The sequence below is a fragment of the Cellulomonas sp. URHB0016 genome (assembly GCF_054057935.1).
In genome coordinates this window covers 1,294,241-1,315,067 of record NZ_JBSRZU010000001.1, presented here as the reverse complement: position 1 = coordinate 1,315,067, position 20,827 = coordinate 1,294,241, and the positions used below count along the sequence as shown (strand labels likewise).

The window sequence follows — 20,827 nt, the reverse complement described above, 5'->3', positions numbered from 1 at the left end:
GCAGGTCAGCCGACGCGGGCGACGGGACCGGGAGTGCGACACTGGGCGCCGTGAGCCAGTACCCCGCCCGCGCCGTCGTCGACCTCGCGGCCGTCCGCGGCAACGTCCGCACCCTGGCCGCGCAGGCGCCGACCGCGCAGCTCATGGCCGTCGTCAAGGCCGACGCGTACGGTCACGGCCTCGTGCCCTGCGCCCGTGCAGCCGCGGACGCCGGTGCCGCGTGGCTCGGTGTCGCGCAGGTGCCCGAGGCGCTCGAGCTGCGCCGCGCCGGGGTCGTGGCTCCCCGGGTGCTCACGTGGCTGTACGCCCCCGGCGCTCCGCTGCGCGAGGCGGTCGAGGCGGACGTGGACGTGTCCGTCAGCGCCGCCTGGGCCCTCGACGAGGTGGTCGCCGCCGCCCGCACCTCGGGTCGGGCCGCGCGGGTGCACCTGAAGGTCGACACCGGCCTGGGCCGCAACGGGCTGACGCCCGCACAGCTCGAGGAGATCCTCCCGGCGGCGCTCGCCGCGCAGGCCGAGGGTGCCGTCGAGCTCGTCGGCGTCTGGTCGCACCTCGCGTTCGCGGACGAGCCCGCGCACCCGACCGTGCGCGCGCAGGGCACCGTGTTCGCCGACGCGGTGCACCGGCTCGAGCAGGCCGGCGCCCACCTCGAGGTCAGGCACCTGGCGAACTCCGCCGCGACGCTCACCGACCCGGCGGTCCACTATGACCTCGTGCGGCCCGGGATCGCGGTGTACGGCATCTCGCCCGTGCCGCAGGTGGGCGGCCCGGAGTCGTTCGGGCTCGTCCCGGCGATGACGCTGGAGGCGGAGCTCGCGACCGTCAAGCCGGTCCCGGGCGGGCACGGGGTCTCGTACGCCCACCAGTACGTCACCACGCAGGACACCGTGCTGGGCGTCGTGCCCCTGGGGTACGCGGACGGGGTGCCACGGCACGCGTCAGGGACGCAGGACCGCCCGGGCGGTCCCGTGCGCGTCGGCGGGCGCACCGTGGGAGTCACCGGCCGGGTGTGCATGGACCAGGTCGTCCTCGACCTGGGTCCGGGTGCCACCGACCTTGCCGGAGACCGGGTCGAGCTGTTCGGCACCGGTGCGGACGGTGGCCCCACGGCCCAGGACTGGGCGGACGCCGCCGGCACCATCGCGTACGAGATCATCACCCGGGTCGGCGCGCGCGTCCCCCGGGTGCACGTGGACACCGACGCCTCGCGGCTCGAGGCAGCCGTCACCGGCGACACCGAGGCGGTCCGGTGAGCGACCTGACCTCCGAGGCCGTGGTCCGCCTGTCCGACGCCGACGCCACGCGGTCGTTCGGGCGCGCGCTCGCCCGCCTGCTGCGCGCCGGTGATCTCGTGGTGCTCACGGGAGACCTCGGAGCGGGCAAGACGACGCTCACGCAGGGCATCGGCGCCGGCCTGCACGTCCGCGGCCAGGTCGCGTCGCCGACCTTCGTCATCGCCCGCGAGCACCCCCCGCTGGCCCGGGAGGACGGCTCCCGCGGACCCGCGCTCGTCCACGTCGACGCCTACCGGCTGGGCTCGTTCGACGAGGTCGACGCGCTCGACCTCGACTCGAGCCTCGACGAGTCGGTGACGGTCGTGGAGTGGGGCGAGGGGTGGGTCGAAGGGCTCGCGTCCGACCGCCTGGAGGTCACGCTGCAGCGCCCGCGCGGCGCTCCCGCCCCGTCCGGGCCCACCCCGGCTGCGCTCGAGGCAGCGGCGTACGACGCGTCGGACGCCGCCGCCGGCGAGCGGACGGCGACCGTCCGAGGCGTCGGAGAACGGTGGGTCGGCGTCGTCCTGCCCGACCTCGACCGCGAGCGCAGTGCCGACCGCGACCCCGACCTCGCAGGAGGCTGACCCGATGCCCGTCCTTGCCCTCGACACCTCGTCGTCCGTGGCGGTGGCCGTGGTCGACGACGACGGCACCCTGCTCGCCGCCCGGTCCGACGACCACCCCCGGCACCACGCCGAGCTGCTCGCCCCCATGGTCGAGTCGACGCTCGCGGACGCCGGCGTCGGCCGGCACGCGCTCACCGCCGTCGTGGTCGGCACCGGCCCCGCACCGTTCACCGGCCTGCGCGTCGGCCTCGTGACCGCCCGCACCCTCGGCCTCGCCCTCGGCATCCCGGTGCACGGCGTGCCGAGTCTGGACGCCGTGGCGGCGGCCGCCTCCCGGACGATCCCGGCCGGTGCCGACGTGCTGGTCGCGACCGACGCCAGGCGCCGCGAGGTGTACTGGTCGCTGTACCGGACCCACGGGCCGGGCGAGGTGGAGGTGGTCGTCGCGCCCGAGGTGGCGGCGCCCGCGGACCTGGCCGCGGACCCGCGGGTGCGTGGTGCGCTCGTCGTGGGTCGTGGCGCCGCGCTCTACCCGGAGGCGCTCGCGGCGGGTGGCGCGCTCGACGTCGACGTGGACCCTGCCGAGCTCGCCCGGCTGGCGCTCGCCCGCGCGGCGTCGGGCCGGACGCTCGACTCCGAGCCGCTCTACCTGCGCCGCCCGGACGCCGTGCCGTCGGCGGGTGGGAAGCGCGTCCTGCGATGACCGGGCTCGTCGTCCGGTCGTTGTGCCCGCTCGACGTGCCGGCGGTCGTCCGGATGGAGGGCGAGCTGTTCGGTGCGGGCGCGTGGTCGCGCGCGTCGATCGTCGAGGAGCTGTCCGGACCAGGGCGCTGGTACGTCGGTGCGGTCGACGAGGACACGGACGAGCTCGTCGGCTACGCCGGGCTGTGGTTCGACGGGTTCGACGCCCAGGTCATGACGCTCGGCACCGACGTCGGACACCAGCGCCGCGGCGTCGGGCGTCGCCTGCTCGCGGAGCTGCTCGACCGGGCCAGGACGCTGGGCGCGGGCGCCGTGCTGCTCGAGGTCCGGGTGGACAACGTGGCCGCCCTGCACCTGTACGAGAGCGCCGGCTTCGAGCGGACGGGCCTGCGCCGGGGGTACTACCAGCCGGAGAACGCCGATGCGTGGACGATGCGGCTCGACCTGCGCCGCGCTGAGGAGGGGGCATGACGACACGGTCTGACGTGCTGGTGGACGGCCGGACGCTCGCGGCCGCGCTGGCGGGCGACGAGCCCCCGGTGGTGCTCGACGTCCGGTGGGCGCTCGGCCGGACGGACGGGCACGAGCAGTACCTCGCGGCTCACGTGCCCGGTGCGGTGTTCGTGGACCTGGAGACCGAGCTGGCCGGGCCGCCGAGCCCGCAGGAGGGACGGCACCCGCTCCCGGACGTCGGGGACCTCGAGGCCGCGGCCCGGCGCTGGGGCGTGCGGGACGACCGTGCGGTCGTCGTGTACGACGCCGTCGGGGGGATGTCCGCCGCGCGCGCCTGGTGGCTGCTGCGCTGGGCGGGACTGACCGAGGTGCGCCTGCTCGACGGTGGGCTCGACGGCTGGATCGCCGCCGGCCTCGCCGTCGAGGCCGGAGCGGTCGTCGCCGAACCCGGCGACGTGGTGCTGGTACCGGGCGCGCTGCCGACCGTCACCGCCGACGAGGCCGCGGCCTGGGACGGTGCGCTGCTCGACGCACGGGCCCCCGAGCGCTATGCGGGGGAGGTCGAGCCGGTCGACCCGCGGGCGGGCCACATCCCCGGCGCCCTCAGCGTGCCGACGGCGGGCAACCTCGGACCCGACGGGTCGTTCCTGCCGGACGAGGCGCTGCGCGACCGCTTCGGGGATCTGACCGGGCCGGTCGCGGTGTACTGCGGGTCCGGGGTGACCGCCGCTCACCAGGTCGCGGCGCTCGCGGCCGTCGGGGTGGAGGCCGCGCTCTACCCCGGGTCGTGGTCCCAGTGGTCGAACGACCCTGCCCGGCCGGTGGAGACGGGCGCCTGAGGGACGGCCGACCGTACCGGCCGCGGCGGCGACGCCGCGCAGCGAGGCCCGCGCCTTGACAGGGCGCGGGCCTCGTGGCCGGGCGGTTCAGACGGTCAGCGACACGTCCGCGTAGGCGTGGCGCGGTGCGCGCGGGTGGTGGGTGCCTGCACCCTCGCGGTGGCCCACGTTCAGGACGAGCAGCGACTGCCAGCCGGTCTCCGCGAAGAACTCCTCGTCGATGCCCTGGTTGTCCATGCCGCCCATCGGTCCGACGTCGAGGCCGGCCGCACGCAGCCCGACCACGAGGTAGCCGGTCTGGATGAGGCCGTTGGTGCGAGCCATCTGCCGCCGCTGCTCGACCTGCCCGTCGAGCGTCTCGGACAGCGCGGCCAGGTGCGGCGCGAGCGTCGGGATGTGCTGGTGGAAGCCGGGGTCGGCGGCGACCACGAGCGTGACGGGTGCGGCCAGCACGCGGTCGCGGTTGGTCTCGTTCATGTGCGCCGCGAGACGAGCCCGTGCCTCGGGGGTCCGCACCACGAGCAGCCGCAGCGGGATGGTGTTGAGTGCGGTGGGTCCCCACCTGACGAGGTCGTACACGGCGGCGAGCTGCGCGTCCGAGACCTCCTCGGTGGTGAAGGCGCCGACCGAGCGGGCCTCACGGAACAGGAGATCGGCCACGTCGTCGGGGACGGCGAGGTCGGGGGACGGGAAGTCGAGCCCGTCGAGGACGGTCACGTCGGTGGTCATGTGTGGTTGAAGCGTCAACCACTGTCGGGGATTCCGCGCTCGGGCTGTGACGCTGGTCACCCGCGGCGCCCACCTATCCTGGACGGCATGGCTGACCCCCTCGTCCTCGGCATCGAGACCTCGTGCGACGAGACGGGGGTCGCTCTCGTCCGGGGCCACGATCTGCTCGTCGACGCCGTCGCCAGCTCGGTCGACGAGCACGCGCGGTTCGGCGGCATCATCCCGGAGATCGCCTCCCGCGCCCACCTCGAGGCGATGGTCCCGACCATCGAGCGAGCGCTCGCCACCGCCGACGTGTCGCTCGGCGAGGTGGACGCGATCGCCGTGACCGCCGGCCCCGGGCTCGTCGGCCCGCTGACCGTGGGCGCGTCGGCCGCCAAGGCGTTGAGCCTCGGCCTGGGCAAGCCCTTGTACGGCGTCAACCACGTCATCGGTCACGCAGTCGTCGACGAGCTCGTGGACGGGCCGTTCCCCGAGCGGGTCATGGCGCTCGTCGTCTCCGGCGGACACTCGTCGCTGCTGCTGATCGACGACACCGTGGTCGTCACCGAGCTCGGGTCCACGCTGGACGACGCGGCGGGGGAGGCGTTCGACAAGGTGGGCCGCCTGCTCGGCATGCCGTACCCCGGCGGCCCGCACATCGACCGGCTGGCCCGTGACGGCGACCCGGAGGCGATCCGGTTCCCCCGCGGCCTGACCGCTCCTAAGGACCAGGCCGACCACGCGGCGAACTTCTCCTTCTCGGGTCTCAAGACGGCCGTCGCCCGGTGGGTGGAGGCCCAGCAGGACGCCGGCCGCGACATCCCGCTCCACGACGTCGCCGCGTCGTTCGCCGCAGCCGTGGCGGACGTGCTGACCGCGAAGGCGATCGCGGCGTGCCGGCGGCACGACGTGCGCACGCTCGTGGTCGGCGGCGGGTTCTCCGCGAACTCCCAGCTGCGCGACATGGCCGCCAAGCGGTGCGCCGAGGCCGGCATCGACCTGCGGATCCCGCCCATCCGGTACTGCACGGACAACGGCGCGATGATCGCCGCCCTCGGGTCGGCGGTGGTGCGGCGGGGGATGCCGCCGTCGTCCCTCGACCTTCCCGTCGACTCGTCGATGCCCCTGACCCAGGTTCTCGTCTGAGCCGACCCCTCCGATCGCGGCTCAGACAGCCGCGACGTCGCGGGCGCGCGCCGGCCGCCGCCATGCCCGCCACGCGCGGGCACCGAGCACGTAGGGCACGAGGAACACGACGAGGTACAGCGTGAGCAGCTGCCACGTCGCTGACGAGCTCACGGACAGCTCGTCGGCGGTGCTCACGTAGGTCGTGGTGGCGCCGAACGCGGTGTGCTGGACGGTCCCACCCCCCATCGCCTCCAGGGTGTCCAGCGTCCCGGCCGCATAGGCGAGGCTCAGGTACGCCAGGGCACCGACGGCGAGCGCGCCCCACACCCCCCCGGTGGCCCACCGTGGCACGCGTCCGCCGAGCTCCGTGAGGTATCCCTCGGCCAGCACGCGGGGGTGCCCCAGGTCCTGCACGGCCCGGGCCATGCCCACCTCGGCCGCCGTCGCGGTGACCTCGGTGCGCAGCTCGCGGGTGACGCGGGCGTTCTTCGGGTAGTCCTGCATGGCCCAGGAGAACCGGGCCAGGTAGTGCTCGCGGATGAACCAGTCGCGCGGCGACAGGTGCGGACGGGCGGTCATGGTGCCTCCTGGGTGGATGGGGCGAGGGTCTCGATGTCTGAGGTGGAGCCCGTCCCGGAGCCCGAGCTGGCACGGGCGAGCACGTGGGCCGCCGTGCGACCGAGCGCTGCCCAGGCCTGCGCGGCGCGGGCGAGCTCGACGCTCCCGTGTGACGTGGGGACGTAGTACTTGCGGGCCGGCCCGGCGCTCGAGGCGACGAGCCGGCTCGCGACAAGGCCGTCGCGCTCGAGCCGGTTGAGCACCGGGTAGACCGTGCCTGCCGACATGTCGTCGAGGCCCGCCTCCTGGAGCCTCGTGACGAGCTCGTAGCCGTAGGACTCGCGCTCGGTGAGCACAGCGAGGACCAGCATGGGAAGGACGCCCTTCAGGAGCTGGGTATCGGACATGCGGTTACGGTATGGCCCGCTAGCAGGTAATGGCAAGTAGTCAGCCATACCGCTGTCACGTTTGCGGGTGATTGACAGGGTTTGTCCGAGGCGTTGCACTGGGAGCCTTCCCGAGGAGACACCGATGTCGCCGCACCTCCGCACCGCCACGCCCTCCGCCCTGCCCCCGGGGCCCGGCCGCGCCGGCACGTCCCCGTCGCGCCGCTGGTGGGGAGGGCTCACCGCGCTCGCCCTCGCCGCTCTCGTGGTCGGGACGCCGCTCGCCCCCGCGGCGGCCGCCGACCCGGCGCCGTTCACCTTCCTCGTCATCCCCGACACCCAGAACTACGTGAGCAGTGCCGCCAACGACCCCGTCATGGCGGCGCAGACCCAGTGGGTCGTCGACCACCGCACGGACCTCAACCTGGCGTTCGTCGCCGGGCTGGGGGACATCGTCGGCGTGGAGTCGTCGACGCTCCAGTGGCAGCGCGCGTCCGACCACCTCGCGGTCCTCGACGCCGCGGGGGTGCCGAACAGCGTGGTGCCGGGCAACCACGACATGGACCTCACGACGGGTCAGGCCCTGGGTTACCAGCAGTTCTTCCCGCCGAGCCGGTACGCGGCCGCCTCGTGGAGCTCGACGGCAGCGTCGTACGGCGGATACCTCGGGCAGAACCAGTTCGGCCCCGACGAGGTCGACCGGCAGAACCTCGACAGCTACGCGCTGTTCAGTGCGAGCGGTCTGGACTTCCTCGTCCTCAACCTCGAGTACAACCCGCCCGACGCGGCGCTCGCGTGGGCCCGGCGGGTGCTGGCCGCCTACCCGCAACGCCGCGCCATCCTCGTCACCCACTCCTACGTCGACGTCTCGGGCGCCCTGAGCACGCAGGTGCTCCGGGCCGACGGCGGCAACAGCGGCCAGGACCTGTGGGACGAGCTGGTCTCGACGAGCTGCTCGATCTTCCTGGTGGTCAACGGCCACTTCTACGACGCCGACGAGTCGGAGGCGCGCCGCACCGACACCAACGCCTGCGGCCGGCCGGTGCAGGCGGTCCTCAGCGACTACCAGGGACGGGCGCACGGCGGCGACGGGTGGCTGCGCTACTACACGTTCGACCCGGCGGCGAACCAGATCCGTGCCGTCACCTACTCACCGACGCTCGGCCGGTACGAGACCGACGACGACAGCGCCTTCGTGCTGCCCTACGACATGGGCGGCACCACCCCACCGCCCCCCACCCCACCGCTGGCGGAGGACACGTTCGCCCGCACCCTCACGGGCGCCTGGGGCGCAGCAGAGACCGGCGGCACCTGGGCGCTCACCGGCGGGACCGCGCGGTTCACGGTGGCCGCCGGCGTCGGGCGCCAGGCGCCGCTGCCGGGCGGCACGGTGACGGCGAACCTCACCGCGGTGTCGTCCGCCGCGACGGACCTCACGACGACCTTCGCCCTGGACCGCATCCCCGACCAGGCCCTCTACACCACCGTCGCCGGCCGGCTCGTCGGGTCGGGCGTGTACGGCGCGCGGCTCAAGGTGCTGCCCGGCGGCGCGGTCCAGCTCCACGCCGAGCGGTCGGGGACCGTGCTGGCCGGCGGCACGCTGCCCGGCGTCGTGCTCACCGCCGGCCAGCGCCTGCACGTCCGTGTCCAGGTCCAGGGCACGGCGCCCACGACCGTCCGCGTCCGCGCCTGGCCCGACGGCGTGCCCGAGCCCTCCGCGTGGCACGCGACGGCCACCGACGCCACGGCGGCACTGCAGGTCCCCGGCGGCATCCGGCTCTCCACGTACGCGAGCGCCGGCACCACGGGCGGCGCCGTCACGGCCTCGTTCGACGACGTCCTGGCGACGACGGTCGGGGCGCCACCGCCGCCTCCTCCGGTCAACCAGCCTCCGCAGGCGGTGTCGGACGCCACCGTCAGCGGACTGTCGGTCGTGGTGGACTCGTCGGCGTCGACCGACCCCGACGGCACCGTGACGGCCCGCTCCTGGGCGTTCGGCGACGGCGGCACCGCGACGGGCGTCACGGCCTCCCACACCTACTCCGCCGCCGGTACGTACACCGTCACGCTCACCGTGACGGACGACGACGGCGCGACGGGCACGGCGACCCGGACGGTCACGGTCACCGCGCCACCGCCCGCCGGCGGCACGCTCGCCGCCGACATGTTCACCCGGACCACGACGCGTTCCTGGGGGACGGCCGACGCCGGTGGCGCCTGGACGCTGGGCGGCGGCACCTCGGCGTTCTCGGTCGCCGGCGGGGCGGGCGTCCTGCAGGTGTCACCGGGGGCCACGCTCACCGGCACGCTGTCCGGGGTGTCGTCGACCGCGACCGACGCGCAGGCGACCGTCTCGCTGTCCGCCGTCCCCGACAACACCCTGTACGCGGCCCTCTCCGGGCGGGTGGTCGGCACGGCGGACTACGCCGCCCGGGTCAAGGTGCTGGTCGGCGGGGGAGTGCAGCTCCACCTGGTGCGGGGCGGTACCGCCCTCGCGGGCGGCACGCTGTCCGGTCTGGTGCTGACCCCCGGCGCGGTGCTGCACGTTCGGACGCAGGCGGTCGGGACCGCACCCACGACGCTGCGCGCGCGGGCCTGGCTGGACGGCACGGCTGAGCCCGCTGCCTGGCAGTACACCGCGACCGACGCCACCGCGGCCCTCCAGGCGGCGGGGAGCGTGCGGCTCATGACGTACCTGTCCGGTGCGACCACGACGGGCCCGGTCACGGCCCGGTGGGACGACCTGGTGGCGTCGACCGTTCCGTGAGGCGGAGGCGGAGGCCGGCGTTCAGGTCGCGGACCGGGCCGGCGTCCGGGCCGCCGTGAGCCGTCGGGTCGCCCGTCGGGACGTCAGAGCGGCCGGCCGGCCTTCATCTCGGCGACCAGGGAGCGGACCACGGCGTCGAGCTCGCCGGCGTTGCGCCGGGCCACGGCGCGCTGCCGCTGGTAGGACGCACCCCGCCGCAGGATCACCCGGACCTGGTCGAGCTCGGCGCTGCACCCGAGCCGCTCCGCGACGGGCGCCAGCTCGACGAGCCACCTGCCCACCGAGTCGGTGACCAGCTCCTCGTCCCCGGCGGCGTTCGTGATGATGATCGCGTCCATGCCGTAGCGAGCGGAACGCCACTTGTTCTCCTGCGTGAACCAGGGCGGCAGCGCGGGCAGGACCTCGCCGCGGTCGAGCATCGACGAGAAGTGCTCGACGAAACAGTGCGTCAGTGCCGAGATCGCGGTGACCTCGAGCAGGTTCGCGGCGCCGTCGGCGATCCTCATCTCGAGCGTCCCGAACCGGGGCGACGGGCGGATGTCCCACCGGACCTCGTCGAACTGGTCGATGACGCCCGTGTGGAGCATGTCGCCCACGTACTGCTCCAGCTCGTCCCAGCGCTCGAAGCCGAACGGTAGGCCGGCGGTGGGGAGCTGCTGGAAGAGCAGCGCCCGGTTCGACGCGTACCCGGTGTCCTTCCCGGCCCAGAACGGCGACGACGCCGACAGCGACTGGATGTGCGCGAACACCGTGAGCATCGCCCGGCTCAGGGCCAGGACCTTGGACCGGTCCTCGATGCCGACGTGCACGTGCACGCCGTAGATGAGCATCTGGCGGCCCCACCACTGGGTGCGGTCGATGAGCGTCGCGTACCGCTCCTTGTCGGTCACCTTCTGCTGCGCCCAGTTCGCGAACGGGTGCGTGCCGCCTCCCATGAGGTCGATCCGCAGCGGCGCGGCGGCGGCGGTGACCTCGTCGAGCGAGCGCTGCAGGTCCGCCCCGGCGTCGGCGACGGTGCGGCACTTGCCGGACGAGATCTCGACCGTGTTGAGCAGCAGCTCCTGCTTGATGTGCGGGTTGTCCGAGCCGTCCTCGGGCCGGACCGCGGTGAGCACGGCCTCGGCGGCCTGTCGCAGGTCGCCGGAGTCCGCGTCGACGAGGGCGACCTCCCACTCGATCCCCACGGTGGACCGCTCGGACCGGGCGAAGGGCAACGTGACGGGCGCGGCCATCAGACGGGCTCCACCACGAGGATCTCCTGGTGACCCGCCACCCGGGTCAGGACCACCGTCGCCTCGGCATCGCCGCGCAGGTCGAGCTGCTTGCGGAGCTGTTCGGGGACCACCGCGGTCCCGCGCTTCTTGATGGTGAGCCGGCCGACGCCGCGCTCCCGGAGGTAGGTGCGCAGCCGCTTGAGCCCGAAGGGCATGACGTCGAGCACGCGGTACCCGCGGAGCACCGGGTCGCGGACCAGCTCGTCGGACGTCACATAGGCGATGGTGGGGTCGACGAGGGTCCCGCGCACCCGCTCGGCCGCCTCGGCGACGAGCCCGGCCCGGATCACCGCGCCGTCGGGCTCGTACAGGTACGCGGAGACCGGCCCGACGGCGGCCTGCGCGCGGGTGCCGTGCACCGGGTGCGACTGGTCCCCGACGAGCACGAGCGCCGAGCGGCCCGGACCCTCGGGCGCGAGCGACCCGAACCACAGGCCGAGCTCGACGACGTCCCCGTCGACCGACACCCACTGCGCGCGGGCGTCGTCGGGCAGCGCCGAGTGCGGCACCCCCGGCCCGAGCTTGAGCCCGAGCTCGGGCACGGTCGACCGGAGAGCCAGCACCGCGTCGAGCGGCGGGGCGTACGCGGCCGGGTCGAACAGACGGCTCCCCGACGAGGTGCGCCGTGCGGGGTCGGCGTACACGGCGTCGACCCCCTCGCCGGCGAGGTCGAGCGCCAGACCGTCGCCGTGCCGGACCACGGCCTCGGGGAAGTGGCGCAGGTTCACGGTCGCGACGGCTGCGGTCGCCTCGTCGACGTCCGTGGCGAGCACGCGGAGCCCGACCGCCGCGAAGGCCATCGCGTCGGCGCCGATCCCGCACGTGAGGTCCGCCACGTGCGAGCAGCCGGCGTCGCGGTAGCGGCGGGCGTGGTGGGCGGCCACCGTCAGCCGCGTCGCCTGCTCGAGCCCGGCCGGCGTGAAGAGCATGCCGTCGGCGAACTCCCCGAGCTTGGTCCGGGCCTTCGCCCGCAGGCGGGACTGCGTCAGCGCGGCGGCCACCAGGGCGGGGTCGAGCCCTTCCTCCCGCAGGCGGCTGGACAGCGTCATCGCGCGGGCCTCGTCGTACGGCGGCAGGGCCGAGAGCAGGGCCCACCCGTCCGGGCTGAGCAGCGAGGCGAGACCGGCGGCGTCCATGCGGTGATCCTCGCACCTGGAGGGCCGCCGACGATGTCCGTCACCCGGGCGCTGGCACTCGCCTTGACCGAGTGCTAACGCATTCCTAGAGTGGGCAACTGGCACTCTCCCGGTGAGAATGCCAACGGCGAACCGCCCACGGCACCCGCGACGACGTGGACGGCACGCCATACGGACATCAGTGAACGACTCACATGCGAAGGGGAGGTCCGCTGTGTCGGTCTCCATCAAGCCCCTCGAGGACCGGATCGTCGTCAAGTCGATCGACGCCGAGACGACCACGGCCTCGGGTCTGGTCATCCCCGACAGTGCCAAGGAGAAGCCCCAGGAGGGCGAGGTCCTGGCTGTCGGCCCCGGCCGTGTCGACGACAACGGCAACCGAGTGCCGCTCGACGTCGCGGTCGGCGACAAGGTCATCTACTCCAAGTACGGCGGCACCGAGGTGAAGTACTCCGGCGAGGAGTACCTGATCCTGTCGGCCCGCGACATCCTCGCGGTCGTCGTCAAGTGATCGACCGGGCGCCGAGCCGCTGACGTCTGACGTCGCGGCCGGCGCCCACGCACGAGAGCCCCCTCCCGGTCGGGAGGGGGCTCTCGTCGTCTCGTGGCTGCCCGCTGGGAGCGGCCGACGGCTCAGACCACGGCGCGGCGTGCGCTGCGCTGGGCGAGGATGGCCGCGCGCTCGTCCTCCGACAGGCCGCCCCAGACGCCGTACGGCTCACGCACCGCGAGCGACTGCTCACGGCACTCCTTGAGGACCGGGCACGTCGCGCAGATCGCCTTGGCCGCCTCGGCCCGGCGCCGGCGAGCAGAGCCTCGTTCGCCCTCGGGGTGGAAGAACAGGTCCTGGTCGGCGTCACGGCACGCGCCGTCGAACTGCCACTCCCAGAGGTCCATCACCGGACCGGGCAACCGCGAGATCTCGGCCATGCGTTCCTCCTCGGTCATCGCGAGCACCCCACAGTGGGTGTCGCTCATGTCGTACGTGGTGCCGTGCAGCCCGAAGCCGGAGCCACCGGGTGAAGCGATGTGCCGCCAACCTACAACCGCGCCAGAAGTTGTTCAAGGGTGTGTCGCCCATTCGAGTGATGACGCGATTTTCGCCGTCGCCGCAGGTCTCGGACGGATCGGTTCCCTCGTACGCCGCGGCCGATCGACGGGTGGCCCGGGCGATGCCTGGCAGAATCGCGTCATGGTCCCCGAGCGTGACGAGGAGTCGGCCTCGACGGCGACGGAGGAGCCGGCCGCTCCCGCGCCCGCCCTCGCCGTCGCCGCGGTCGCGCGTCGTCTGGGCGTCGCCCCCGCGACCCTGCGCACCTGGGACCGTCGGTACGGGCTGGGACCGTCCGAGCACTCGGCGGGTGCCCACCGGCGCTACAGCGCCGTCGACGTCGAGCGGCTGCTCGTCATGCGGCGTCTCACCCTCGAGGGCGTGGCGCCCGGCGAGGCTGCGCGCGTCGCCCTCGCCACCGACGTCCGGGCGGCCGGCTCGACGGGAGACGTGCCCCGGCAGAGCGCCGCACCCGGCCGGGCCGTCATCGCGGCCACACCGACCGACCTCGTGGACGCAGCGCTGGCAGGCGACGGCGACCGGTGCGGGCGGCTGCTCCGGATCGACCACGTCGACCAGACCGGGCGGGACGGGGTCGCGGGCTGGTGGACGGTGCTGGTCGAGCCCGCGCTCACCGACCTCGCCCGGCGCACGGTCGTGGACACCCCGGGTGTCGACGCCGAGCTGACCCTGCGTGCCGCTGCCCTCGGCGCGCTCCGCCTGCATGCGGGCCGGCCACCGGCGGGCGGTGCCTCCGTGGTGCTCGTCCTCGTGCCGCCGGGCGAGCCGCGGCCCCTCGGCGTGCACGCGCTCGCGGCAGCGCTGGCCGACGAGGGTGTCGACGCCCGGATCGTCGGCGGACCGGTCGGGCCGCACCACGCCGTCGAGCTGGTGACGATGACGCGCGCCGCTGCGGTGGTGACGGTGGGCCGGCGGCTCGACCCGGACCTGGGCGTCGTGACGCGGCTCGCGCACGACCGGCCGGACGTGCCCCAGTTCGTCATGCTGCCGCCCGCGGCCTCGGAGGCCGTGCCTTTCGAGCGGTCGGTGCACGTCACCCGGTCCTTCACCGGGCTGCTGCACGAGGTCCTGGCGGTCGTGCGGCACGTCACGGTCCGCTGACCGCACGCCACCGGCCCCGGCGGCCCGCGGTGGCGGCCTCCTCGTGCCCGGCGGGCCGCTACCCTCGTCGCCTGTCCGGCCCTCGACAATCCACGACAGGCCGCGCAACGCCGGACGAACCACCGCGGCGGCGGCGTCACAATTCGGGCTGCACCTAACGTCCCGGTGCACCTCGGCCGATAGGAACCACGTGGCCGCCTTGCGGGCACTCATCGCGGCACCGTCGTCCGAACCTGGCGGCTGCCGCCTTCCGACGACGAGGGGAGCACCCATGGCAGGAGTCGTGGTCTGTCACGGCTCGGCAGTGGTGCGCGAGCGTCTGGTCGTCACGTCGATCGGTGTGCCCGCGCTGACCCCTGTCCGCGCCGCCGCCGGCGTGGACGAGCTGATCACGCTCGCCCGGCGGATCCCGCCGACGATCGTGCTGCTCGACGCCCACCTGCCCGCCCCCGGCTCGACCGAGGCGATCCGCCGGCTGCGTGCCGTCGCGCCCGGTGCCGCGGTCGTGCTGCTCGCCTCGCCCGACGACGGCGTGGCCCTCGACCGCGCCCTCGCGCTCGGTGCCCGTGGCTTCCTCGCCCCGGACGTCGGCCGGCCGGAGCTGTCCGCCGTCGCCGCGCACATCCTGGCCAGCCCCGTCATGGCGGCGTCGAACGGCCGTGCCCTCGGTGTCGACGTGCCCAGCCCCGCGGTCGCGCACGACAGCAACGGTGCCCTGCACGCGAACGGCGCGCGCGCCCTCGCACCGGTGGCCCTCGACGAGAACCGCAGCCCGCACGACCCCACGGTGCCCGTGCCGACCGGCCTCGCCACCGGCGCCGCGCTCACCAAGCGGGAGATCGAGGTGCTCATCGGCATGAGCAACGGCCGCTCCAACGCCCAGATCGGCGCCGAGCTGTTCCTCTCCGAGGACACGGTCAAGACGCACGCGCGGCGGCTGTTCCGCAAGCTCGGTGCGAAGGACCGGGCGCAGGCCGTCGCGATCGGGCTGCGCCGCGGTCTCATCCGTTGACCGTCCGACCTCCGGAACCGTCGGCCTGAGCGCCCGGGCGTCGACGTATCCTGGGCCGATGACCGAGCTGGGACACACGCCCGCGGACCCCTTCACGCGGATCGGCCTCACCTACGACGACGTGCTCCTGCTCCCCGGGGAGACCGACGTCATCCCGAGCGAGGTCGACACGACCTCCCGGCTCACGCGTGAGATCTCGGTGCGGGTACCGCTGCTCTCGGCGGCGATGGACACCGTGACCGAGTCGCGGATGGCGATCGCGATGGCCCGTCAGGGCGGCGTCGGCATCCTGCACCGCAACCTGTCGATCGTGGACCAGGCGCACCAGGTGGACCTGGTCAAGCGCTCGGAGTCCGGGATGATCACCGACCCGGTCACCACGTCGCCCGAGGCGACGCTCGCCGAGCTCGACCGGCTGTGCGGCACGTACCGGGTCTCCGGCCTGCCGGTGGTCGGCGAGGGCGGCCTGCTGCTCGGCATCATCACCAACCGCGACCTGCGGTTCGTCCCGTCGAACGAGTTCGAGACGCGCCGCGTCCGCGAGGTCATGACCGCGATGCCGCTGGTCACCGCCCCCGTCGGCATCGCGCGCGACGACGCCGCCGCCCTGCTCGCCAAGCACAAGATCGAGAAGCTGCCGCTCGTCGACGACGCCGGGATCCTGCGCGGCCTCATCACGGTCAAGGACTTCGTGAAGTCCGAGCAGTACCCGGACGCTACCAAGGACGGCGAGGGCCGGCTCGTGGTCGGCGCGGCGATCGGCTTCTTCGGCGACGCCTGGGAGCGTGCCACCGCCCTCGTCGAGGCAGGTGTGGACGTGCTCGTGGTCGACACCGCCAACGGCCACGCCCGACTCATGCTCGACATGGTGCGGCGCCTCAAGTCCGACCCCGGGACCCGGCACGTGCAGGTCATCGGCGGCAACGTCGCGACCCGTCCGGGCGCGCAGGCGCTCGTCGACGCGGGCGCTGACGCCGTCAAGGTCGGGGTCGGCCCGGGCTCCATCTGCACCACGCGGGTGGTCGCCGGCGTGGGCGTCCCGCAGGTCACGGCCATCCACGACGCCGCGCAGGCCTGCCGGCCGGCCGGCGTGCCGGTCATCGGCGACGGTGGTCTGCAGTACTCCGGTGACATCGCGAAGGCGCTCGTGGCCGGTGCGGACACCGTGATGCTCGGCTCCCTGCTCGCCGGGTGCGACGAGTCGCCCGGCGACCTGGTGTTCGTCAACGGCAAGCAGTACAAGCACTACCGGGGCATGGGTTCGCTCGGCGCGATGGCCTCCCGCGGGCGGGTGTCGTACTCCAAGGACCGGTACTTCCAGGCCGACGTGGCCACCGACGAGAAGATCGTGCCCGAGGGCATCGAGGGCCAGGTGCCCTACCGTGGCCCGCTCGGTGCCGTGGCGCACCAGCTGATCGGCGGCCTGCACCAGTCGATGTTCTACGTCGGGGCCCACACGATCGCCGAGCTGCAGGAGCGTGGGCAGTTCATCCGGATCACGCCGGCGGGGCTCAAGGAGTCGCACCCGCACGACATCCAGATGACGGTCGAGGCACCGAACTACACGTCCCACCGCTGACCGCCGCTCCGGCGGGCCGCTCACCCGCGGCGGCCTGCTCCGGGACGGCCGATCGCTCCCGGCGCTACCAGAGCGTGCCGACGGGCTCCCGGACCGGCCAGACCCCTTCGGCGCCGGGGCCGTCGAGACCCTTCTCCGCGCGCCACGCGTTGAACCCCTCCGCCCACGCGCGGTGCGCGGTGACCTGGTATTCGTGCAGCGTGTCCAGGTCGAGGTCGGCGAGGTGCGGGAAGCGGCCGACGATCTGCTCCAGCACGTCGAGCGTGGCCACCACGTCGACGTCCGCGCTGTGCAGCGACCCCGACTCGACGACCTGGTAGTAGCCGCACAGGTCGACGAGCTTGCGCTTGCCCTGCCGGTAGCGGTCCTCCGCCCTGTCGAGCACGAGCGGGTCGATGACGGGTCGGGCGGCGCCCAGCAGGCGGTCGGGGAGCGTCGGCAGGCCGTGCCGGCGCAGCTCGGCGTCGAGCAGGCACAGGTCGAATGCGGCGTTGTACGCGACGACGGGCACGCCCGACCGGAAGGCGTCCGCGAGGATGGCGGCGATCTCGTCGAGCGCCGGCCTCGGCGGGCCGCCGTGCTCCCGGGCGTGCTGGGTCGTCACCCCGTGGATGGCCGCTGCCGGCTCCGGGATGTCGATGCCCGGGTCGACCAGCCACGTGCGCACGTGCGTGCCTGTCCTGTCGCGGCGGACCAGTGCGGCGGTGACGATCCGGTCGTGGTCGACGTCGACACCGGTGGTCTCTGTGTCGAACCCCAGCAGGGGCCCGTCGCTCCAGCTCATCGCACCTCGTCCCTCTCGTCCCCCTGCGGCGGTCCGCCCGTGCGCCCAGGCTGCCACCGACCGCCCACACGCCCCGACACCTCCGACGGCGTGCCGCACACGTGCCCGCTCGGGCCACCCCGTCCGCCCCTCGCGTCCGGCCCGCGTCCTCAGGGCAGCGGAGGCGCGGCCGGGCACAGTCGCGGGGGGCACCGGCTGGGCGCACGGGCAGGAAGGTGCACGGGCGGGGCGCACGGGCAGGAAGGCGCGCGGGCGGGGCGCACGGGCAGGAAGGCGCGCGGGCGGGGCGCACGGGCAGGAAGGCGTACGGGCAGGAAGGCGCGCGGGCGCAGGGACGAGGGTGGGAGGGGTGGGCGTGGGGGCGGGGTGGGCGCCGGTAGCCTGGGGGCCGTGAGCAACGAGATCGAGATCGGGCGCGGCAAGCGGGGCCGCAGGGCGTACTCCTTCGACGACGTGGCCGTGGTCCCCTCGCGGCGCACGCGTGACCCGGAGGAGGTCTCGGTCGGTTGGCAGATCGACGCCTACCACTTCGACCTCCCTGTGGTCGCCGCCCCGATGGACTCGGTGATGAGCCCGGCGACCGCGGTCGCGCTGGGCGAGGCCGGCGGGCTCGGCGTGCTGGACCTCGAGGGCCTGTGGACGAGGTACGAGGACCCGACGGAGCTCCTCGCCGAGGTCGCCACGCTCGACGCCGCGCGCGCCACCTCCCGGATGCAGGAGATCTACTCGGCACCGATCCAGCCGGAGCTCATCACCGCCCGGCTCAAGGAGATCCGCGCCGCGGGGGTCACCGTGGCCGGCGCGCTCTCCCCCCAGCGGACCCAGGAGCTGTGGCGGTCCGTCGTGGACGCGGGGGTCGACCTGTTCGTGATCCGGGGCACCACGGTGTCCGCGGAGCACGTCTCCGGGCGGGCCGAGCCGCTCAACCTCAAGCGCTTCATCTACGAGCTCGACGTGCCGGTGATCGTCGGCGGCGCGTCGACGTACACGGCCGCGCTGCACCTGATGCGGACCGGCGCGGCGGGGGTCCTCGTCGGGTTCGGCGGGGGAGCGGCGCACACCACGCGCGTCTCGCTCGGCATCCACGCGCCGATGGCCACGGCCGTCGCGGACGTCGCGGCGGCCCGGCGCGACTACCTCGACGAGTCGGGCGGCCGCTACGTGCACGTCATCGCCGACGGCGGCGTGGGGCGCTCGGGCGACCTCGTCAAGGCGATCGCGTGCGGTGCGGACGCCGTGATGCTGGGTGCGGCGCTCGCGCGGGCGACCGAGGCGCCCGGCCGGGGGTTCCACTGGGGGCCCGAGGCGCACCACCAGCACCTGCCGCGCGGCGAGCGGGTGGAGGTGGGCACGGCGGGCACGCTCGAGCAGATCCTGTTCGGCCCCGGTCACACGGCCGACGGCACCCTCAACCTCATCGGTGCGCTGCGGCGGGCGATGGCGACCACCGGGTACTCCGACCTCAAGGAGTTCCAGCGGGTCGAGGTCGTGGTCTCCCCGTACCAGCCGTACTGACCGGTCTCCCGGCCGCGCCGGGAGACACGCACGACGACGACGCCCGGGTAGTGGTCCGTGACGGACCCGCCCGGGCGTCGTCGTGCGCGCGGTGATGTCCGCCACGGAGCAGCGGCGTCGGGCGCTCACCAGCGGATATGTCTGAACAGACATTTGGTTGAGTCTGAATGTGCCCGATTCGCTTGACTTGTCGAGCGAACCGGACGACTCTGGTCGCACGGAGGCACGCGGACGGCGCTGCCCACGGCCATCGGAGTCGACGTGTACGCACCGGAGCGACACCAGCAGATCCTCGCCAGAGCGCGCGTGGACGGCCGGGTCGACGTCACGGCGCTCGCCGAGGAGCTCGACGTGACCCCGGAGACGATCCGCCGGGACCTCACCGCCCTCGAGCGGCACGGGCTCGTCCGCCGCGTGCACGGCGGCGCCATCCCGGTGGAGCGGCTCGGCTTCGAACCCGGGATCGCCGACCGCGAGGGGGTCCTCGCCGGCGAGAAGGAGCGCATCGCCAAGGCGGCGCTGGACGAGGTCCCGGACAACGGAGCGGTGATCTTCGACGCCGGCACCACGACCGTCCGCCTCGCCGAGATGTTGCCGACCGACCGCGAGCTCACCGTCGTGACCCACGCCCTGCCGGTGGCCACGGTGCTCGCGTCGCGGTCCAACATCACGCTGCACCTCGTGGGCGGCACCGTCCGCGGCCGGACCCTCGCTGCCGTCGGCGCGTGGGCGCTCGCCGCCCTCGCCGACATCCACGCCGACGTCGCGTTCCTCGGCACCAACGGGTTGAGCGTCGAGCACGGCCTCACCACTCCGGACCTCGCCGAGGCGGCCGTCAAGCGGGCGCTCGTCGCGAACGCGCGCCGGACAGTGGTGCTGGCCGACCACACCAAGCTCGGCCGGGTGGACTTCGCGCACGTCGCGCCGCTCGGTGCCGTGGACACGATCGTCACCGACACGGGCGTCGCGCCCGAGCTCGTGGAGGAGATCGAGGCGGCCGGTCCGCGAGTGGTGCGCGCATGATCGTCACCCTCACCCCCAATCCGAGCCTCGACCGCGCCCTCGAGCTGGACCGGCTCGTGCGCGGGGAGGTGAACCGTGCGACCGGTGCTCATGTGCACCCCGGCGGCAAGGGCATCAACGTCTCCCGCGTGCTGATCCGGCACGGCGTCCCGTCGCTCGCCGTGCTGCCCAGCGGTGGCGCGGACGGTGCCCGGCTCGTCGACCTGCTCGGTGAGAAGGCCGTGCCGGTGGTGCCGGTGCCGGTGAGCGGCGACGTGCGGACCAACCTCACGCTCGTGGAGAGCGGCGGTGCCACGACCAAGGTGAACGCGCCCGGGCCCGAGCTCACCGAGCAGGAGGTCGACGCGCTCCTGGCGGCCGTCGAGGCGCAGCTCGTCAACCGCCCGAGGGCGCTCGTCGGTGCAGGCAGCCTCCCGCTGGGCGCCCAGGAGACGTTCTTCGTGCGGGTCGCCGGGCTGGCCGCCCGGTACGCCGTGCCGTTCGCGCTCGACACGTCCGGCATGCCGCTGGCCCGCGCCGTCCGCTCGGGCGGGCTGACGCTCGTCAAGCCGAACGACGAGGAGCTCGCCGAGCTCGTGGGGCAGGACATCGTCACCGTGGGCGACGCGGTCGAGGCGGCCCGCACGGTGATCGCCCAGGGGAACCGGGCGGTGCTGCTGAGCCTCGGGGCGCACGGCGCGCTGCTGGTCGTCGCCGACCACGTGTGGTGGGCCGGCGGCGAGCCGCTCGTGCCGGTGTCCACGGTCGGCGCCGGGGACACCACCCTCGCCGGCTTCCTCGCCGCCGAGGGCCACGCACCCGAGCGGCTGCGACAGGCCGTCGCCTTCGGCCGAGCTGCCGTGCTGCTGCCCGGCACCGCCGTCCCCGCACCCGAAGACATCGACCTGGACGCCGTCCGGGTCGTCGAGAGTCCCTCGCCCGATCTCGCACTGAAGGAGCTGTGAACC

Annotated in this window: 21 protein-coding genes; 14 read left to right on the top strand and 7 right to left on the bottom strand. The window is 74.2% G+C overall.

All coding sequences use genetic code 11. The features are described 5' to 3' along the window. Nucleotides 1-50 precede the first annotated feature (50 nt). From alr to ACVW07_RS06120, 5 genes are read left to right on the top strand one after another with little or no spacing between them, the layout of a single operon-like run. Nucleotides 51-1,253, top strand: coding sequence for an alanine racemase (alr, locus tag ACVW07_RS06140; protein WP_456818389.1), 1,203 nt, complete (start codon nucleotides 51-53; stop codon nucleotides 1,251-1,253). Continuing rightward, nucleotides 1,250-1,858: a tRNA (adenosine(37)-N6)-threonylcarbamoyltransferase complex ATPase subunit type 1 TsaE gene (tsaE, locus tag ACVW07_RS06135; protein ID WP_456818388.1), complete on the top strand. Its 609-nt coding sequence runs from the start codon at nucleotides 1,250-1,252 to the stop codon at nucleotides 1,856-1,858. Before alr ends, tsaE begins: the two co-directional genes overlap by 4 nt. Before the next feature lie 4 nt (nucleotides 1,859-1,862). Next, the gene (gene tsaB / locus ACVW07_RS06130; RefSeq protein ID WP_456818387.1) at nucleotides 1,863-2,543 is read left to right on the top strand and encodes a tRNA (adenosine(37)-N6)-threonylcarbamoyltransferase complex dimerization subunit type 1 TsaB; all 681 of its coding nucleotides are present in this window, start codon (nucleotides 1,863-1,865) and stop codon (nucleotides 2,541-2,543) included. After that, the gene (rimI, locus tag ACVW07_RS06125; protein ID WP_456818386.1) at nucleotides 2,540-3,013 is read left to right on the top strand and encodes a ribosomal protein S18-alanine N-acetyltransferase; all 474 of its coding nucleotides are present in this window, start codon (nucleotides 2,540-2,542) and stop codon (nucleotides 3,011-3,013) included. The genes tsaB and rimI overlap by 4 nt, the downstream gene beginning before the upstream one ends. Further along, on the top strand, nucleotides 3,010-3,834 hold the full coding sequence (locus ACVW07_RS06120) for a sulfurtransferase (RefSeq protein WP_456818385.1): 825 nt from the start codon (nucleotides 3,010-3,012) through the stop codon (nucleotides 3,832-3,834). Before rimI ends, ACVW07_RS06120 begins: the two co-directional genes overlap by 4 nt. Nucleotides 3,835-3,921: 87 nt before the next feature. On the opposite strand, the gene ACVW07_RS06115 is transcribed toward ACVW07_RS06120, so the two are convergent. Further along, complete coding sequence (locus ACVW07_RS06115) at nucleotides 3,922-4,563, bottom strand: malonic semialdehyde reductase (protein ID WP_456818384.1); 642 nt, start codon at nucleotides 4,561-4,563, stop codon at nucleotides 3,922-3,924. A gap of 87 nt (nucleotides 4,564-4,650) precedes the next feature. Between ACVW07_RS06115 and tsaD the strand changes: the two genes are divergently transcribed. Then, the gene (tsaD, locus tag ACVW07_RS06110) at nucleotides 4,651-5,691 is read left to right on the top strand and encodes a tRNA (adenosine(37)-N6)-threonylcarbamoyltransferase complex transferase subunit TsaD (RefSeq protein ID WP_456818383.1); all 1,041 of its coding nucleotides are present in this window, start codon (nucleotides 4,651-4,653) and stop codon (nucleotides 5,689-5,691) included. A 21-nt stretch (nucleotides 5,692-5,712) separates the two neighbouring features. On the opposite strand, the gene ACVW07_RS06105 is transcribed toward tsaD, so the two are convergent. After that, entirely contained in the window at nucleotides 5,713-6,252 is a 540-nt protein-coding gene (locus ACVW07_RS06105) for a hypothetical protein (protein ID WP_456818382.1), read from the bottom strand. Further along, the gene (locus tag ACVW07_RS06100; protein WP_456818381.1) at nucleotides 6,249-6,638 is read right to left on the bottom strand and encodes a PadR family transcriptional regulator; all 390 of its coding nucleotides are present in this window, start codon (nucleotides 6,636-6,638) and stop codon (nucleotides 6,249-6,251) included. The genes ACVW07_RS06105 and ACVW07_RS06100 overlap by 4 nt, the downstream gene beginning before the upstream one ends. 124 nt (nucleotides 6,639-6,762) lie before the next feature. Between ACVW07_RS06100 and ACVW07_RS06095 the strand changes: the two genes are divergently transcribed. Beyond that, nucleotides 6,763-9,384: a PKD domain-containing protein gene (locus tag ACVW07_RS06095; RefSeq protein ID WP_456818380.1), complete on the top strand. Its 2,622-nt coding sequence runs from the start codon at nucleotides 6,763-6,765 to the stop codon at nucleotides 9,382-9,384. Between the two features lie 83 nt (nucleotides 9,385-9,467). Here the strand turns inward: ACVW07_RS06095 and ACVW07_RS06090 are convergent, their stop codons facing one another. Both ACVW07_RS06090 and ACVW07_RS06085 read right to left on the bottom strand, forming a co-directional pair. Continuing rightward, nucleotides 9,468-10,616, bottom strand: coding sequence for a glutamate--cysteine ligase (locus ACVW07_RS06090; RefSeq protein ID WP_456818379.1), 1,149 nt, complete (start codon nucleotides 10,614-10,616; stop codon nucleotides 9,468-9,470). Beyond that, nucleotides 10,616-11,794, bottom strand: coding sequence for a THUMP-like domain-containing protein (locus tag ACVW07_RS06085; protein ID WP_456818378.1), 1,179 nt, complete (start codon nucleotides 11,792-11,794; stop codon nucleotides 10,616-10,618). Before ACVW07_RS06085 ends, ACVW07_RS06090 begins: the two co-directional genes overlap by 1 nt. A 214-nt stretch (nucleotides 11,795-12,008) precedes the next feature. Here ACVW07_RS06085 and groES point away from each other — a divergent pair, with 214 nt between their 5' ends. Further along, entirely contained in the window at nucleotides 12,009-12,305 is a 297-nt protein-coding gene (gene groES, locus ACVW07_RS06080) for a co-chaperone GroES (protein WP_456818377.1), read from the top strand. Between the two features lie 122 nt (nucleotides 12,306-12,427). Here the strand turns inward: groES and ACVW07_RS06075 are convergent, their stop codons facing one another. Further along, nucleotides 12,428-12,724: a WhiB family transcriptional regulator gene (locus ACVW07_RS06075; RefSeq protein ID WP_456821035.1), complete on the bottom strand. Its 297-nt coding sequence runs from the start codon at nucleotides 12,722-12,724 to the stop codon at nucleotides 12,428-12,430. 262 nt (nucleotides 12,725-12,986) lie between these two features. Between ACVW07_RS06075 and ACVW07_RS06070 the strand changes: the two genes are divergently transcribed. From ACVW07_RS06070 to guaB, 3 genes are all read left to right on the top strand, one after another. Continuing rightward, nucleotides 12,987-13,967 carry a MerR family transcriptional regulator gene (locus ACVW07_RS06070; RefSeq protein ID WP_456818376.1) on the top strand — a complete coding sequence of 327 codons (981 nt, stop codon included), beginning with the start codon at nucleotides 12,987-12,989 and terminating at the stop codon, nucleotides 13,965-13,967. 271 nt (nucleotides 13,968-14,238) lie between these two features. Beyond that, the gene (locus ACVW07_RS06065) at nucleotides 14,239-14,979 is read left to right on the top strand and encodes a response regulator transcription factor (RefSeq protein ID WP_456818375.1); all 741 of its coding nucleotides are present in this window, start codon (nucleotides 14,239-14,241) and stop codon (nucleotides 14,977-14,979) included. Nucleotides 14,980-15,037: 58 nt separating this feature from the next. Then, nucleotides 15,038-16,558 (top strand): IMP dehydrogenase, encoded by a 1,521-nt coding sequence (gene guaB, locus ACVW07_RS06060; protein WP_456818374.1) that lies wholly within the window; start codon nucleotides 15,038-15,040, stop codon nucleotides 16,556-16,558. A 64-nt stretch (nucleotides 16,559-16,622) separates the two neighbouring features. On the opposite strand, the gene ACVW07_RS06055 is transcribed toward guaB, so the two are convergent. Further along, nucleotides 16,623-17,342: an exonuclease domain-containing protein gene (locus tag ACVW07_RS06055; RefSeq protein WP_456818373.1), complete on the bottom strand. Its 720-nt coding sequence runs from the start codon at nucleotides 17,340-17,342 to the stop codon at nucleotides 16,623-16,625. Between the two features lie 390 nt (nucleotides 17,343-17,732). Here ACVW07_RS06055 and ACVW07_RS06050 point away from each other — a divergent pair, with 390 nt between their 5' ends. The 3 genes from ACVW07_RS06050 to ACVW07_RS06040 all read left to right on the top strand — a co-directional run bounded on the left by ACVW07_RS06050 (nucleotide 17,733) and on the right by ACVW07_RS06040 (nucleotide 20,824). Beyond that, entirely contained in the window at nucleotides 17,733-18,857 is a 1,125-nt protein-coding gene (locus tag ACVW07_RS06050; protein WP_456818372.1) for a GuaB3 family IMP dehydrogenase-related protein, read from the top strand. Between the two features lie 261 nt (nucleotides 18,858-19,118). Further along, nucleotides 19,119-19,880: a DeoR/GlpR family DNA-binding transcription regulator gene (locus ACVW07_RS06045; RefSeq protein WP_456818371.1), complete on the top strand. Its 762-nt coding sequence runs from the start codon at nucleotides 19,119-19,121 to the stop codon at nucleotides 19,878-19,880. Next, nucleotides 19,877-20,824: a 1-phosphofructokinase family hexose kinase gene (locus ACVW07_RS06040; protein WP_456818370.1), complete on the top strand. Its 948-nt coding sequence runs from the start codon at nucleotides 19,877-19,879 to the stop codon at nucleotides 20,822-20,824. Before ACVW07_RS06045 ends, ACVW07_RS06040 begins: the two co-directional genes overlap by 4 nt. The last annotated feature ends 3 nt before the right edge of the window (nucleotides 20,825-20,827 follow it).

Excerpts from the sequence above, each read along its gene's own strand:
- tsaB (WP_456818387.1), top strand. The coding sequence starts at position 1,863 with ATGCCCGTCCTTGCCCTCGACACCTCGTCGTCCGTGGCGGTGGCCGTG.
- rimI (WP_456818386.1), top strand. The coding sequence starts at position 2,540 with ATGACCGGGCTCGTCGTCCGGTCGTTGTGCCCGCTCGACGTGCCGGCG.
- ACVW07_RS06120 (WP_456818385.1), top strand. The coding sequence starts at position 3,010 with ATGACGACACGGTCTGACGTGCTGGTGGACGGCCGGACGCTCGCGGCC.
- ACVW07_RS06115 (WP_456818384.1), bottom strand. The coding sequence starts at position 4,563 with ATGACCACCGACGTGACCGTCCTCGACGGGCTCGACTTCCCGTCCCCC.
- tsaD (WP_456818383.1), top strand. The coding sequence starts at position 4,651 with ATGGCTGACCCCCTCGTCCTCGGCATCGAGACCTCGTGCGACGAGACG.
- ACVW07_RS06105 (WP_456818382.1), bottom strand. The coding sequence starts at position 6,252 with ATGACCGCCCGTCCGCACCTGTCGCCGCGCGACTGGTTCATCCGCGAG.
- ACVW07_RS06100 (WP_456818381.1), bottom strand. The coding sequence starts at position 6,638 with ATGTCCGATACCCAGCTCCTGAAGGGCGTCCTTCCCATGCTGGTCCTC.
- ACVW07_RS06095 (WP_456818380.1), top strand. The coding sequence starts at position 6,763 with ATGTCGCCGCACCTCCGCACCGCCACGCCCTCCGCCCTGCCCCCGGGG.
- ACVW07_RS06090 (WP_456818379.1), bottom strand. The coding sequence starts at position 10,616 with ATGGCCGCGCCCGTCACGTTGCCCTTCGCCCGGTCCGAGCGGTCCACC.
- ACVW07_RS06085 (WP_456818378.1), bottom strand. The coding sequence starts at position 11,794 with ATGGACGCCGCCGGTCTCGCCTCGCTGCTCAGCCCGGACGGGTGGGCC.
- ACVW07_RS06075 (WP_456821035.1), bottom strand. The coding sequence starts at position 12,724 with ATGGCCGAGATCTCGCGGTTGCCCGGTCCGGTGATGGACCTCTGGGAG.
- ACVW07_RS06070 (WP_456818376.1), top strand. The coding sequence starts at position 12,987 with ATGGTCCCCGAGCGTGACGAGGAGTCGGCCTCGACGGCGACGGAGGAG.
- ACVW07_RS06065 (WP_456818375.1), top strand. The coding sequence starts at position 14,239 with ATGGCAGGAGTCGTGGTCTGTCACGGCTCGGCAGTGGTGCGCGAGCGT.
- guaB (WP_456818374.1), top strand. The coding sequence starts at position 15,038 with ATGACCGAGCTGGGACACACGCCCGCGGACCCCTTCACGCGGATCGGC.
- ACVW07_RS06055 (WP_456818373.1), bottom strand. The coding sequence starts at position 17,342 with ATGAGCTGGAGCGACGGGCCCCTGCTGGGGTTCGACACAGAGACCACC.
- ACVW07_RS06040 (WP_456818370.1), top strand. The coding sequence starts at position 19,877 with ATGATCGTCACCCTCACCCCCAATCCGAGCCTCGACCGCGCCCTCGAG.